The organism is uncultured Thiohalocapsa sp., from assembly GCF_913062725.1.
In the GTDB taxonomy this organism is placed as follows: domain Bacteria; phylum Pseudomonadota; class Gammaproteobacteria; order Chromatiales; family Chromatiaceae; genus Thiohalocapsa.
In genome coordinates this window covers 21,365-34,630 of the sequence record NZ_CAJXWY010000043.1, presented here as the reverse complement: position 1 = coordinate 34,630, position 13,266 = coordinate 21,365, and the positions used below count along the sequence as shown (strand labels likewise).

General features: G+C 68.6%; 9 protein-coding genes. 7 read left to right on the top strand and 2 right to left on the bottom strand.

Annotated features, from left to right (window positions below):
• From QZ588_RS12505 to QZ588_RS12490, 4 genes are all read left to right on the top strand, one after another.
• Window positions 1–1,011: OmpA family protein (locus QZ588_RS12505; RefSeq protein WP_295543213.1), on the top strand; the 1,011-nt coding region annotated here is incomplete at its 5' end.
• 307 nt (window positions 1,012–1,318) lie between these two features.
• Window positions 1,319–1,897: a peptidylprolyl isomerase gene (locus QZ588_RS12500; RefSeq protein WP_295543211.1), complete on the top strand. Its 579-nt coding sequence runs from the start codon at window positions 1,319–1,321 to the stop codon at window positions 1,895–1,897.
• A 281-nt stretch (window positions 1,898–2,178) separates the two neighbouring features.
• Window positions 2,179–5,478 carry a DEAD/DEAH box helicase gene (locus tag QZ588_RS12495; RefSeq protein ID WP_295543209.1) on the top strand — a complete coding sequence of 1,100 codons (3,300 nt, stop codon included), beginning with the start codon at window positions 2,179–2,181 and terminating at the stop codon, window positions 5,476–5,478.
• A gap of 177 nt (window positions 5,479–5,655) precedes the next feature.
• Window positions 5,656–5,928 (top strand): hypothetical protein, encoded by a 273-nt coding sequence (locus QZ588_RS12490; RefSeq protein WP_295543207.1) that lies wholly within the window; start codon window positions 5,656–5,658, stop codon window positions 5,926–5,928.
• A 178-nt stretch (window positions 5,929–6,106) separates the two neighbouring features.
• Here the strand turns inward: QZ588_RS12490 and QZ588_RS12485 are convergent, their stop codons facing one another.
• Both QZ588_RS12485 and QZ588_RS12480 read right to left on the bottom strand, forming a co-directional pair.
• Window positions 6,107–6,718: a YceI family protein gene (locus tag QZ588_RS12485; RefSeq protein ID WP_295543206.1), complete on the bottom strand. Its 612-nt coding sequence runs from the start codon at window positions 6,716–6,718 to the stop codon at window positions 6,107–6,109.
• Window positions 6,719–6,837: 119 nt separating this feature from the next.
• Complete coding sequence (locus QZ588_RS12480) at window positions 6,838–8,412, bottom strand: mechanosensitive ion channel family protein (protein WP_295543205.1); 1,575 nt, start codon at window positions 8,410–8,412, stop codon at window positions 6,838–6,840.
• 378 nt (window positions 8,413–8,790) lie between these two features.
• On the opposite strand from QZ588_RS12480, the gene QZ588_RS12475 reads away from it, so the two are divergent.
• The 3 genes from QZ588_RS12475 to proW all read left to right on the top strand — a co-directional run bounded on the left by QZ588_RS12475 (window position 8,791) and on the right by proW (window position 13,160).
• A complete protein-coding gene (locus QZ588_RS12475; protein ID WP_295543203.1) occupies window positions 8,791–10,278 on the top strand; it encodes a hypothetical protein in 1,488 nt (495 codons plus the stop codon).
• A gap of 471 nt (window positions 10,279–10,749) precedes the next feature.
• Window positions 10,750–11,943 carry a glycine betaine/L-proline ABC transporter ATP-binding protein ProV gene (proV, locus tag QZ588_RS12470; RefSeq protein WP_295543201.1) on the top strand — a complete coding sequence of 398 codons (1,194 nt, stop codon included), beginning with the start codon at window positions 10,750–10,752 and terminating at the stop codon, window positions 11,941–11,943.
• Window positions 11,944–12,005: 62 nt separating this feature from the next.
• A complete protein-coding gene (gene proW, locus QZ588_RS12465; protein WP_295543199.1) occupies window positions 12,006–13,160 on the top strand; it encodes a glycine betaine/L-proline ABC transporter permease ProW in 1,155 nt (384 codons plus the stop codon).
• Window positions 13,161–13,266 lie beyond the last annotated feature (106 nt).

Sequence of the window (13,266 nt, the reverse complement as noted above, 5' to 3'; positions counted from 1 at the left end):
GAGCATCACGACCTCGTCGACGCCGCCGAGCGCGATCTCACCGCCATGGGTGCGCGCCTCGATCAGCAGACCCGGGCCCTGCAGCAGCAGCTGGACGTGGTGCGCGCGCAGCGTGACAGCGTCGAGGAACAGCTCGCCGCACGCATCCCGGCGGATGAGCATCACGCCGCGGTCGAGGCGTTGCAGGATCGCATTGCCGCCATCCAGGCCCGCCTGAGTCAGAACCGGCACGCGCTGGAGCAGCAGCTCGATGTGGTGCGCTCGCAGCGCGACGGCATGGTTGCCGCGGCACAGCGACGCATCGCCGCCCTCGAGGCAGAGCACGCAAGGGCGCTGGAGGCGCTGCAGGCGCGCGTCGCCGCCGGCGATGCCCGCCAAGCCCAGGAGCGCGAGGCGCTGCGGCAACAACTGGCAGTGGTGCGCGAGCAGCGCGACGCGGCCGAGGCGGCGGCGGCCGAGCAGATCGCGCGCCTCAACCAGCGTCTGGCGGAGACCCGGGAGCAGCTCGGTGATGCCCGCGGCGAAATGCAGGCCACGGAGGCGGCGCTGGCCAGCGTCCGCGATAGTGCCGCCCGCGCCCAGGCCTTCACCGATATGGCGGCGGCCCTCGGCGGCGAGCTGACCGAAGAGGGGATCGTCATCAACCTCGGCGGCGACCGTTTGCGCTTCGCCAGCGGCAGCGCGGCCCTGCCCGCCGGTGAGCTGGCCGCGTTGGACCGCACCGCCGATCTGCTGGCCGAGCGTCCGGAGCTTACCGCCCGCATCGAGGGTCACACCGACAGCATCGGCAGCCGCGCCATCAACCAATCGCTCTCGCAGCAGCGCGCCGAGGCGGTCATGCGTGCCCTGGTGGCGCGTGGCGTAGACCCGAGCCGACTCACCGCCGAGGGCGCGGGGCCGGATCGCCCGATCGCCAGTAATGCCACCGCCACCGGCCGCAGCCAGAACCGCCGCGTCGAGATCATCGTCACCGCCCGTGAGCAGGTGGCCACCAGCGACGCTGAGCAATAACCGTCCCGCCTCGCCGGGCCGATCCCGGCGGCGCGTCGCGCGCCGCCGGCGGCCGGCAGACCCCGACCCACCCGCAGCCGAGCCACGACGCGAAGCCGCCGCAGCCTTACGCACCGGCGGCGCCGACGGCCCCTGCCACCAGTCCCCCTGCATCCAGCGCCGGCGGTGGGTCACCACCGGGACCGCCCCGCCGCGAGACCGGGGACAGGTCCGGTTGCCCACGCAGCGAATGCTCACGGACAATGCACGCCGCCGCGCACCCGCGCCGGCAACACCACTGATGCAATCGCCAGATAGGAGCCTCACCATGCACCTTGTCACCACCCGCAATCTCGCCGGCGCCGCGCTCGTGGCGGCGCTCGGCCTGGCCGCAACCAGCGCCGCCGCCGAGAACCCGCACGTCGAGCTGGCGGTCAGTATCGGCGGCGAGCCCGCCGGCACCGTGGAGCTGGAGCTTTTCCAGGATGTGACGCCGAAGACGGCGGAGAACTTTCGTGTCCTCTGCAGCGGCGAGCTGGGCGAGGACATGGCCTATGCCGGCACGCCTTTCCACCGCATCATCCCGGGCTTCATGATCCAGGGCGGCGATTTCACCAACGGCAATGGCACCGGCGGCAAGTCCATCTACGGCGACAAGTTCCCGGACGAGAACTTCACACGCAAGCACACCGAGCCCGGCCTGCTGTCCATGGCCAATGCCGGCCCCAACACCAACGGCTCCCAATTCTTCATCACCGTCGCCGCAACCCCCTGGCTGGACGGCAAGCACGTCGTCTTCGGCAAAGTCGTCGACGGCATGGACGTGATCGACGCCATGGAAGCCCAGGGCAGCCGCAGCGGCCGCACCAAGCAACCGGTGGTGCTGGACTCCTGCGAGGTGCTCTGAGCCGTCCGCCCTCACGGACCGGCGCTGTGGGGCGCCGACGGCGGGGATACTGTCGTGCAGCGCACAGGGACGTATCCACGGCCGCCGCCGCCACCCGAGCGGCGAAAGCCAAACATCCCAGGGCGACCGGCCTGTCACCAGGCCTGTCGCTGGCAGCCACCCGCCGGCCCGTAACAGCCAAAAACGCATCGGCGACGACCAGCGGCCGCTTGCTGCGGGTTCCGCTCTCGGCGTCCTTTGCGTAAGCTTAGGCAGTTGTACCCGCCGGACGCCCCCGGAGCATGTCCGACCAGACCCACCTGTCCCGCGCCGACATCCGCGCCTATGTCGGCTCAACCTACTACACCCGCGGCCTCGGCTACTTCGAGCAGGGCCGGGTGCTGGCCGTCGAGCCCGTGCGCGCCGACGAGCACGGCGTACGCCTGCGCGCGCAGGTGCTCGGCAGCAAGGGCCGGGTTTACCGCCAGACCATCGCCATCCGCTGGGAGCCCTACGGCGCCTCACTGGACGGCGACTGCGACTGCCCCGTGGGCTACAACTGCAAGCATGTGGCGGCAGCACTGCTGGAATTCGCGGCGGCACCGGAGCGGGTGCTGCAGGGCGCCGACAGCGACCTGGCCAAGGGCTGGCTCACACGCGTGGCCGCCGCCGGACGGGAGGCGGAGACGGCGGCCCAGGAACGCCTGTTGTATCTGCTCAAGCCCGCCACCCGTGGCGTCGAAGTCGAGCTGCGCGTCGTGCGCCCACTCAAAACCAGCGCTCGGCTCTCCAAGGGCCGCCCGCTGGTGCTCGGCAACCTGGCGGAGAGCCACAGCGAGCCCAGCTACATGCAGCCGGTCGACACCGAGATCCTGAAGCTCCTGCGCGGCATCAGCAGCGGCAGCTGGCCCATGATACCGGTGCTCACCGGCGCGCTCGGGCACCTGGCGCTGACACGTATGGTGGCCACCGGGCGCTGCCACTGGCAGCAGCAGGACGCGCCCGCCCTGACCCAGGCCGAGCCGCGGCCACTGCTGATGCGCTGGGACGAGGACGCCGACGGCTTCCTGAACCTCACCTTCAACGTCGGCGACGGCGCCGAAGCCCCCGCCGGTGGGCCGACGGCGGAAATCCTGCTGACAGACCCGCCGAGCTACCTGGACCCGCTGCGACACACCATCGGCGACCTGCTGACCCACGGCCTGCGCACGGCACAGCTGAACGAGCTCAAGCGCGCCCCGCGGCTGCCGCAGGAGCGCGCCGAGGGCGTCTCGCGGCTACTGCTGAAGGAGTTCCCGGACCTGCCGTTGCCCACCCCCACACCGGTGACCCTGACGCCGATCACCGATGCCCCCGCGGTGCCCTGTCTCGCGCTGCATGGCGGTCGCGGCGGCGCCGATGCACACCGGCTGCAGCTCACCTTCGACTATGCCGGCCACCGGGTGCCCGCCCACCCGGCGGAGTCGCACAGCGTCACCGAGACGCCTGACGGGCTGGTGGACGTGAGCCGGGACACGGCCGCCGAGGCCGCCGCCGTCGAGGTGTTGGCGGCGCACGGCTTCACGCCCACGGATCAGGGCCAGCCCGGCCGTGGCCCCCTGCAGCTGGCGGCCGCCGGCGACGATGCGCTGACCCGCGCCGCGCAGTGGTCGGCGTTGCTGCGCCAGGGTCTCGATGCGCTGGAAGCGCGCGGCTGGCAGATTGCGTTCGACGACAGCTTCCGGCTGCGTTTCGAGACCGGCGATTGGGAAGCGGCCATCGACGACGCCGAAGACGCACCGGGCCACGACTGGTTCGGCCTGCGCTTCGATCTGCAGGTGGATGACCGCCGCCTGCCCCTCGTGCCCATCATCGCGCCGCTCCTGGCGCTCGGACCGCAGGCGACGCTGCCCGCGGTGGTCAGCGTGCCCATTCCGCCCCGCGAAGGTGAAGACGCCGACGCCGAGCAGCGCTATGTCGACCTGCCCGGCGAGCGCCTGCAGCCGGTGCTGGAGACGCTGCGGGAGCTCTTCGGCGACGAGCCGCCGGCGGGCGACGGCCAGCTGCGCCTGTCGCGCTTCGACGCCCCCGCGCTGGACGATCTCGCCGCCCGCGGCATTGCGCTCTCCGGCGGCAGACGCCTGCGCGACCTGGCCAAACAGCTGCAGGATCTCTCACGCATCCCCGCGGTGGTGGCGCCGGCGGGTCTCACCATCGCGCTGCGGGCGTACCAACAGCACGGCCTCAACTGGCTGCAGTTCCTGCGCGGCTTCGACCTCGGCGGCATCCTCGCCGACGACATGGGCCTCGGCAAGACCATCCAGACCCTGGCCCATGTGCTGCTCGAGAAAGAAGCCGGCCGCCTCGACCGGCCGGCACTGGTGGTGGCGCCCACCAGCCTCATCGGCAACTGGCGCCGCGAGGCGCAGCGCTTCACGCCGGACCTGCGCGTGCTGGTGCTGCACGGCAACGAGCGCCACCAGCGCTTCGACAGCATCGGTGACCATGATCTGGTGCTCACCACGTACCCGCTGCTGCCCCGGGACCGCGAACGCCTGGCGGCGGAGCCGCTGCATCTACTGATCCTGGACGAGGCCCAGACCATCAAGAACCCGCGGGCCCAGGCGGCGCAGGTGGTGCGGCGCCTCGACGCCCGTCACCGGCTGTGCCTCACGGGCACCCCCATGGAGAACCATCTGGGCGAGCTCTGGGCGCTGTTCGACTTTCTGCTGCCCGGCTTCCTCGGCGATCAGCAGCGCTTCAAACGCCACTGGCGCACGCCCATCGAGCAGCACGGCGACGCCGAGCGCCGCACCCGCCTGGCGCGCCGGGTGGCGCCCTTCCTGCTGCGCCGGCGCAAGCAGGACGTGCTCACGGAGCTGCCGCCCAAGACCGAGATCGTGCGCAGTGTGGCCCTCGGCGAGGCACAGGCGTCCTTGTACGAGGGCATTCGGTTGTCCATGGAACAACGCGTGCGCGAGGCCATCGCCGCCCACGGCATGGCGCGCAGCCGCATCACCATCCTCGACGCCCTGCTCAAGCTGCGCCAGACCTGCTGCGACCCCCGCCTGCTGAGCCTGCCGGCGGCCCGGCGCGTGCAGCACTCCGCCAAGCTGGAACTGCTGATGGACCTGCTGCCGGAGCAGCTCGACGAGGGCCGGCGCATCCTGCTATTTAGCCAGTTCACCAGCATGCTGGCGCTCATCGAGCCGGAGCTCGAGCGCCGCGGCATCCGCTACGCCAAGCTCACCGGGCGCACCAAAAAGCGCGACGAGGTCATCGAGCGCTTCCGCGGCGGCGACGTGGACCTGTTCCTGATCAGCCTGAAGGCCGGCGGTCTCGGCCTCAACCTGACCGAGGCCGACACCGTCATTCTCTACGACCCCTGGTGGAACCCCGCCGTGGAAGCGCAGGCCGCCGACCGTGCCCACCGCATCGGCCAGGACAAGCCGGTGTTTGTCTACAAGCTGCTCACGGAGCAGACGGTGGAGGAGAAGATCATGGCCATGCAGCAGCAAAAGCAGGCGCTGGCCGAAGGCATCTACCGCGAGGGCGGCGGTGACGGCGGCCCGGCCTTCAGCGCCGCAGACATCGACGAGCTGTTCGCGCCCATCGCCGAGTAACTGCCGCGATCCGCGGCGACGCCACCACCGTGGCAGCGACGCTCAAGTCCGAGGCGGACAGCGTAGTCGGCGCGCACGAGGCCGCAGCAAATACCCTGATTCCCAGGGGTTGAAGATGTTTTGTCCAGGTGACAACCTACACCCAGTCGGAACAATCATGCTTTTGAACAACCAACAATGTCTGCGCCAACCCAACGCTGTAAAGATTGCCGGTCACTTTGGCCCTTCGTCTTCGCGCTGACACTCGCCGCGCTGGTGTCTTTACCAGCCTGGGCGACGTTCGATCTCATGGCGCTCGGCGCCGGCGCCCAGACCGGCGGCACGGCGTTGGTATTCTGCGTCACCGCCACCGGCATGGTCCTCTACGTACGCTGGTGCATGCGGCGCAACTGTACGCTGCGCCGAACACTCGACCAACGGCGCGCCGGACTCGCCGCCGCACCCCGCTGAGCGCACTCCCGGTGGCATCCGACTGACTGGCACCCGACTGACCGGCACCCGATTGGCGTCGCCCGAGCAGTTCCCCGTTGATCCTACCCCCGTTGACCCTCTCCCCTGCCCATGCTCCAGGTCAGGCCCGCCGACGCGCCGGGCCGATCACCGGCCGCAAGCCACGGCCGGCCACCGGCTAGGGTGCCGCAACGAACGTCATCACGAAGGTCACCGGCACGGCGTGGCTGATACTCGCGAGCCCCGCGATCTCGCGCAGCTTCTCGACGCCCGCGCTGAGGCCGAACTTGGCGGCGTCGACGATCAGCGGCTGGGTGCTGGCCACCATCACGGTGCCGCCGTCGAGCTTCGCCGCCTGCATGCGGATGATCATGGGCTGGGTCTCGCCATGCAGCGAGAGGCTGCCCTCGGCGGTGATCTCCGCGATCTCACCCGGCTGCATTCCGGCGACGACGGCGGGGTCCACCTTGGCACTGAGCGTGGCCTCCTGATAATCGGTGGTCTCGAACAGGAACTCGCGCATGCGCTCGTTGCGGATCGGAATCAGCGTCTCCACGCTGTCCAGGAACAGGGACACCGTCACCTGGCCCTCGTCGGTGATGGTGCCGGCCATGTCCTTGAACGTGTTCACCTCGCCCACGTCCTTGGCTTTGATGGACACATAGCTCAGGTGCGAGCGCGTGGGGTCCATGGTCCAGCCTGCGCTGACCGGCCCAGCGGCCAGGGCAAGTGCCAGTGTCGGGGCCATGAGCAGGGCGCGGGACCAGGCCCGGCAATTCAGCTGCGGCATGTCGTCTATCTCCGGTGGTTGTTGTCGCAGGCCGATCAGACCCGGACTGGCGTGGGATTGCAAGCCGACGATCACCACGCGCGCCGGTCGCGGGCGCAGCGCTCGTCATGCCGATGGCGTCAGGGCCGCGGCAGGCGCGCGCTGTAGAGCCGACGCTCCAGGCCCAGGCGGATATCGCGCATGCTCAGACGCCGGGTACGCCGGCGGCTCTGCACCCGGGCGGCTTCGGCGAGGTCCCAGCGCTGCTTCACCAGTTCCACCAGCTTGTCCTTGAGCGCCGGGCGGGCGTCGACGATGGCGCGCACGCAGTCGAGATCGACGCGGATCAGGGTCACATCGCTGCGCGCGATACATTCTTCAAAGCTCGGCTCCGTGGTGAGCATGGCCGTGAGACCGAAGTAGCTGCCGGGCCCCAGGGTCTCCAGGGTCTTGTGCGTCCCGTCGGCCAGCAGCACGGTGCTGTCCACCAAGCCGCCGGCGATCACATACAGGGCGTCGCTGACGGCGCCCTCCGCCAGCAGCACCTGGCCGGCATCGAAATGGCGATACTCGCTGCGGGCGGCGATCTGCGCGAGCTCGTCCTCGGCCAGATCGCCGGCGAACTCCAGTGACTTGAGCGCCAGGGCCAGCGTCGGCGGCTCGGCGCTGATGACGCGCGCCCGGCGGGTGCGCATCTCCTGCACCTGCGCCGCCACCTCGATGCCCGATTCCTGCAGGGATTTATGGATCTCGCGGAATAGCTCCTCCCGGGCCCGGAACATGGCCGGATACTGGCGCAGATGCACCCAGACCATGTAGCTGTAGGGGAGACGGCCGCCTTCGGCGAGCCGCACCACCGGCGGCGGCAGCTTCAGCACGCTGTCGCAGCGCATGGCCGCCTGCAGCAACAGCTCGGTGGCATAGCGCGGATCCACCTCCGGCGGCAGCTCGACGAAGTACCAGGGCGCATAGACGTGGCTCTCGCCGTGCAGGTTCTTGAAGCTTTGGCTCGCGAGACTGGAATTGGGCACCACCAGGGTGGCGTTGTCCCAGCCGCGCAGCCGCGTGGCGCGCCAGTTCATGTCCACCACCTCGCCGAGACGTCCGTCCGCCAGTTCCAGCCAGTCGCCGATACGAAAGGGTCGCTCGATGCCCATGGCGATGCCCGAGAACAGGTCGCCGAGCGTCCGCTGCAGCGCCAGGCCCAGCACCGCCGCCGCGACGCCCGTGGAAACCCAGATGCCCGAGAGCGAGTAGCCGCGCTGGGTCAGGAAGACGCCCAGGCCCACGAGCATCAACATGATGTAGATGAGGCCGACGATGAGCTGTGGCACACGGTCGCGCTGCCGCGCCTCGGCGCTCAGTAACAGCTGTACCTCGATGAACCGCGCCACCGCCCAGCCCGCCGCCAGATAGGCCGCCAGCGCCGTCAGCCACTTGATGGGCGCATCCAAGGCCGGCAGTCCCACCGCCCGGTTGCCCAGGCGCAGCAACGCGCCGGCGATGATCCAACTGAATGGCAGCACCAGCACATCGAGTGCGGCGGTGATGCGCGGAAAGTGGTCGAACAGCGGACGCTCCCCCACCGCCCGGGTGCCGATGCGCCAGAGCAAGACCAGCCCCAGCGCCGCCAGCAACAACTGCCAATAGCTCGACGACAGCTGGTCCATGGCCCGGAGCACGGCGATGGTGGCGGTGACCTGGCGGTCATCCATAGGAGCGCACCTGATCTGGCAGAGATTGCCGTCATGGTAGCCCGCGAGGGGCTGGGATGCTCCGGGACAAGGGGATGGCGGGATGGCGGCATCGCGGCGGCCCACGACACGGTCCGCTCCTCGGCAGCGCCCGATGCGGATGTGTCATCCGCGCTGCCACGGCATCCGGGCCGGCCCCGCTGTGATCTCGGAGCCCGGGTAATCGCGGCGCACGGGGACGGCGCCACCCCGTACACGATTATACCCCCGCTGATGCCCGTGCGAGACAGCCTGCGTTGCAATATAGCAACATGCAGGGTATTGTCTTTGACGGCAGTGGCGAAAAGCTTACATGCATCGCCCACCCCCAACCGGACAAACACTCACAGAAGGTGCCTTATGCCCTTAAAAGAAAACAGCACTGTCGCAGACAGTCATCGCCGACCGCAGCATGCCAGTCGCAGCACCCTCACCCTGTCCATTGCCGCCATGCTGCCGCTGCTTGCGGCACCGGGCATCAGCGCGGGCAGCACCGCCGCCCTCGAACGGCGCATCGCCGAGCTGGAGGCCGAGCTCGATCGTGCCCGCGAGGCGCTCATCGAGGCCAAAGAGGAAACCGAGCAGGCCTACGAGCAGGCCGCGGCGGCCGAACAGCAGCTCGCCGACACCGGGCCACCGCCCGCCGACAAGATCACCCTGGGACCGCTGACCATCGGCGGCGCCATCCGCGCCAACTACACCCTTGGCAGCTATCCGGGCGAAGGCAAATCCGGCGCCTACCCGAACATCGGCCCTTCGCGCGGGGGTGACGGTGGTAACTTCGCGCTCGATACCTTCCGCATCAACATGGATCTGAGCTACGACAACATCGTCGGCAAGCTCGAATATCGCTGGTATCCCGGTTATAACTTCCTGCACACGGGCTGGCTCGGGTGGAATTTCGACGACGGCAGCCAGGTGCAGGTGGGTGTCAACCGCGTGCCTTTCGGCCCAGGGGCCTACGGTGTCTCGCAGAGCTGGTTTTTCGACCAGCATTACTACGTGGGACTCGCCGATGACATGGATCTCGGCATCAAGTACATCACCAGCATCGGCGACTGGGATCTGGACTTTGCCTACTACAACCGTTCACAGTGGGACGGCAACGGCAAATCCCAGGACAGCGCCCGCTACGATTATGACGCCGTCCTCTGGACCGGCTCGGTCGCCGCGGACGGCTCGGTGGGCTACAACGGCACGCCGAACGGCTACAAAGAGCGTAACCAGTTCAACGTGCGGGCCATCTATAACCTCGACGAGATCGCGATCCCAACCGAGCTTGGGACCTCTCTGCAGTGGGGTCAGCTGAAGGGCCGCGGCACCGACGACGGCCATCATTGGGCCGCGTCCGTGCACATGAAAAACAGCTGGGACAATTGGCTCGTCGCCACGCAACTGACGCGCTACAAGTACAGCATCGACGGCGACAATGCCTGGAACAGCGATCAGCTCATCCCCATGGGCGCCTTCGATTTCCCATGGCCCGTCGCCACCGACGCATGGATCCCCGCGATCTCCGTGAGCTACCTCTACGAAACCAACCAGATCCCCTGGCTGGACTCGGTGCGGCCGTACGCGGAGTACAGCAACATCGTCAAGCAGGACAGCAACTTCAACGACAGCCAGTTGGTGACCCTCGGCGCCGCCTGGGCCCGCGGTGGTTGGTACATCTACACGGACCTGGCCTTCTCCGACGGCAACTACTTCGTGGGCAGCGAGACCAGCGCCGGCACGGCGGAAACCTACACCAACCTCTTCTCGCCCATCAATGGCGCCGGCGATTTTGGTGTCAACGCCAACGACCACTGGAACTACCGCTTCAACATCAACTTCGGCTACTACTTCTAAGCCTGCGCAGCGGCGTCACCAACGCCGCTCTCCAGCCGGCCGTCGGCGCTGCCTGACGGCCGCTCACCGCCGCACCCCGGGATGCCCCCCAAGGCCCCGAGTTTGACACCGACGAGTCCCATCCGTAGCCTGTTGGGATGTTTCGGGTCCTAATCTTCCCAAGGCCAACGCGTGACTCGGGCACCATCGCACCACCGTCGATGGTCGTCGGTGAGACGGCTGCGCGCGGCGATCACACAGCCTACCGCCACACAATCCACCGCAAGCCCGGGCTCAGCCCGTGACGACGCCACATCGCTAGCGCGGGCGGCGGTCACACCCGGTCTGCATCGGCAAACGGGTCAATGATCATGACGGCAGCCCGGCACCCGGCAACACCTCATCGGGCCACCCACACCAGCACGCCAGGCGCCAAGCCCGTCGTCGCCAACCGGAGCGCATCCCACGATTACGGATGCGGATACGAGCCTCATGACCGATAAAGTCATCGTCGAGCACCTCTACAAGGTCTTCGGTGATCATCCACAGGAAGCGCTGCATCTGCTGGAGCAGGGCGTCGACAAGACCGAGATCTTCGCACGCACCGGCCAGACCGTCGGCGTCTGCGATGCCAGCTTCTCCATCAGAAAGGGCGAGATCTTTGTCATCATGGGCCTCTCGGGCTCCGGCAAGTCCACGCTGGTGCGCCTGCTGAACCGCCTCATCGAGCCCAGCGCCGGCAAGGTCATCGTCGACGGCCGCGACATCGCCGCCATGACCGACGACGAGCTGATGCAGCTGCGCCGCCGCGACATGAGCATGGTGTTCCAGTCCTTCGCGCTCATGCCCCACCTCACCGTCGGCCAGAACGCCGCCTTCGGCCTGGAGCTCGCCGGCGTCGGCACGGCCGAGCGCGAAGCGCGCGCCGTCGCCGCACTCGACCAGGTCGGCCTCAAGACACACGCCGACAGCTACCCCGACGAGCTCTCCGGCGGCATGCAGCAGCGCGTGGGCCTGGCCCGGGCGCTGGCCAACGATCCCTCGGTCATGCTCATGGACGAGGCCTTCTCAGCCCTCGATCCGCTCATCCGCAGCGAGATGCAGGACGAGCTGCTCAAGCTGCAGGAGCACAGCGACCGCACCGTCGTGTTCATCTCCCACGACCTCGACGAGGCCATGCGCATCGGCGACCGCATCGCCATCATGGAAGGCGGACGCGTGGTGCAGGTCGGCACCCCGGACGACATCCTCAACAACCCCGCCGACGACTACGTGCGCTCATTCTTCCGCGGCGTCGACGTGGCGACGGTGTTCAAGGCCGGCGACATCGCCCGGCGCACCCAGGTCACCGTCATCGAGCGCCAGGACGACGGCATTCGCGCGGCCCTGAACCGCCTGCGCGAGCACGATCGCGAATACGGCTATGTGGTCGACAAAGGCCAGCACTTCCACGGTGTCGTTTCGCTGGAATCACTGCAGCGCGAGCTGCGCCAGGCCGATCCCAAGCTGCACAACGCCTATCTCGGCGACGTGCCGGCACTGATCGCAGACACCCCCGTCAGCGACCTGTTGGGCACCGTCGCCGCGACCGCCTGCGGCGTCCCGGTGGTGGACGCTGAAAACCGCTACCAGGGCGTCATCACCAAGGCCTGCCTGCTGGAGACCTTGGATCGGGATACGGGATGACCGGGATGGCAACCAAACGCCCCACCCATATCCGCTGAGAAACGCTTTAATTTAAAACGCTTATGGCAGATCAGAGTACAAACCCCTGGGCCAGCGGCGGCGGCGAGACGGCCGCCGCCGGCAGCGACAACCCCTGGGCCGCCGGCGCCGGTACCACCGGCGAGCCACCGTCACAAACCCCACCCGAGCCCGCCGGCGCCTCCGACCCCTGGAGCACCCCCGGCGACGGCGCCGAGGCCACCCCCGGCGACTGGCTCGCCGGCAGCGGCGCCGGCGTCGAAGAAGGCAGCATCGATCTCTGGCACCCCTTCCAGGAGGCGGTGATCCCCCTGGGCGCGTGGGTGGACACGGGGCTCGACTGGCTGGTGGCCAACTTCCGCCCGGTCTTCCAGGCCATCCGCCTGCCCATCGACGCCACCCTCACCGGCATCGAGACGACCCTGCTCAGCATTCCGGACGCGGCCATGGTGATCATCATGGGCTTGCTCGCCTGGCAGGCCGGCGGCCGCCGGCTCGGCATCGGCGCCGTCATCTCGCTGGTGGTGATCGGCCTCATCGGCGCCTGGGCCGAGGCCATGGTAACCCTGTCGCTGGTCATCACCTCGGTATTCTTCTGCCTCATCATCGGGCTGCCCATGGGTATCTGGCTCGCGCGCAGCGACCGTGCTGCGGCGGCGGTGCGCCCGGTGCTCGACGCCATGCAGACCACACCGGCGTTCGTCTATCTGGTGCCGGTGGTCATGCTCTTCGGCATCGGCAACGTGCCCGGCGTGGTGGTGACCATCATCTTCGCGCTGCCACCGCTGGTGCGCCTCACCAACCTCGGCATTCGTCAGGTGCCGGGCGATCTGGTGGAGGCGGCGCGTTCCTTCGGTGCCTCCAAGCGCCAGTTGCTGTTCAAGGTGCAGCTGCCGCTGGCCATGCCCACCATCATGGCGGGCGTCAACCAGACCCTGATGTTGGCGCTGTCCATGGTCGTCATCGCCTCCATGATCGCCGTCGGCGGGCTCGGACAGATGGTGCTGCGCGGCATCGGGCGCCTGGACATGGGACTCGCCACCATCGGCGGCGTCGGCATCGTGCTGCTCGCCATCATCCTCGACCGCATGACGCAGGCGGTCGGCCAGTCCGACCGCGACAGGCCTACCCGGCATTGGTACGAGTCCGGCCCGGCGGGCCTGGCTCGTGCCCTGTTCGTCAGGCGCAGCACGGCCTGAGCCTGCGACCGAACGGGCCACACCGACACTGCATTGGCCCGACTCGCACCCCAATCCGCTGTAACCCACCAGTGAGCCCAACCACTGAACCCACCCACTCAACAGG

Excerpts from the sequence above, each read along its gene's own strand:
- QZ588_RS12485 (WP_295543206.1), bottom strand. The coding sequence starts at position 6,718 with ATGCCGCAGCTGAATTGCCGGGCCTGGTCCCGCGCCCTGCTCATGGCC.
- QZ588_RS12490 (WP_295543207.1), top strand. The coding sequence starts at position 5,656 with ATGTCTGCGCCAACCCAACGCTGTAAAGATTGCCGGTCACTTTGGCCC.
- proW (WP_295543199.1), top strand. The coding sequence starts at position 12,006 with ATGGCAGATCAGAGTACAAACCCCTGGGCCAGCGGCGGCGGCGAGACG.
- proV (WP_295543201.1), top strand. The coding sequence starts at position 10,750 with ATGACCGATAAAGTCATCGTCGAGCACCTCTACAAGGTCTTCGGTGAT.
- QZ588_RS12475 (WP_295543203.1), top strand. The coding sequence starts at position 8,791 with ATGCCCTTAAAAGAAAACAGCACTGTCGCAGACAGTCATCGCCGACCG.
- QZ588_RS12480 (WP_295543205.1), bottom strand. The coding sequence starts at position 8,412 with ATGGATGACCGCCAGGTCACCGCCACCATCGCCGTGCTCCGGGCCATG.
- QZ588_RS12495 (WP_295543209.1), top strand. The coding sequence starts at position 2,179 with ATGTCCGACCAGACCCACCTGTCCCGCGCCGACATCCGCGCCTATGTC.
- QZ588_RS12500 (WP_295543211.1), top strand. The coding sequence starts at position 1,319 with ATGCACCTTGTCACCACCCGCAATCTCGCCGGCGCCGCGCTCGTGGCG.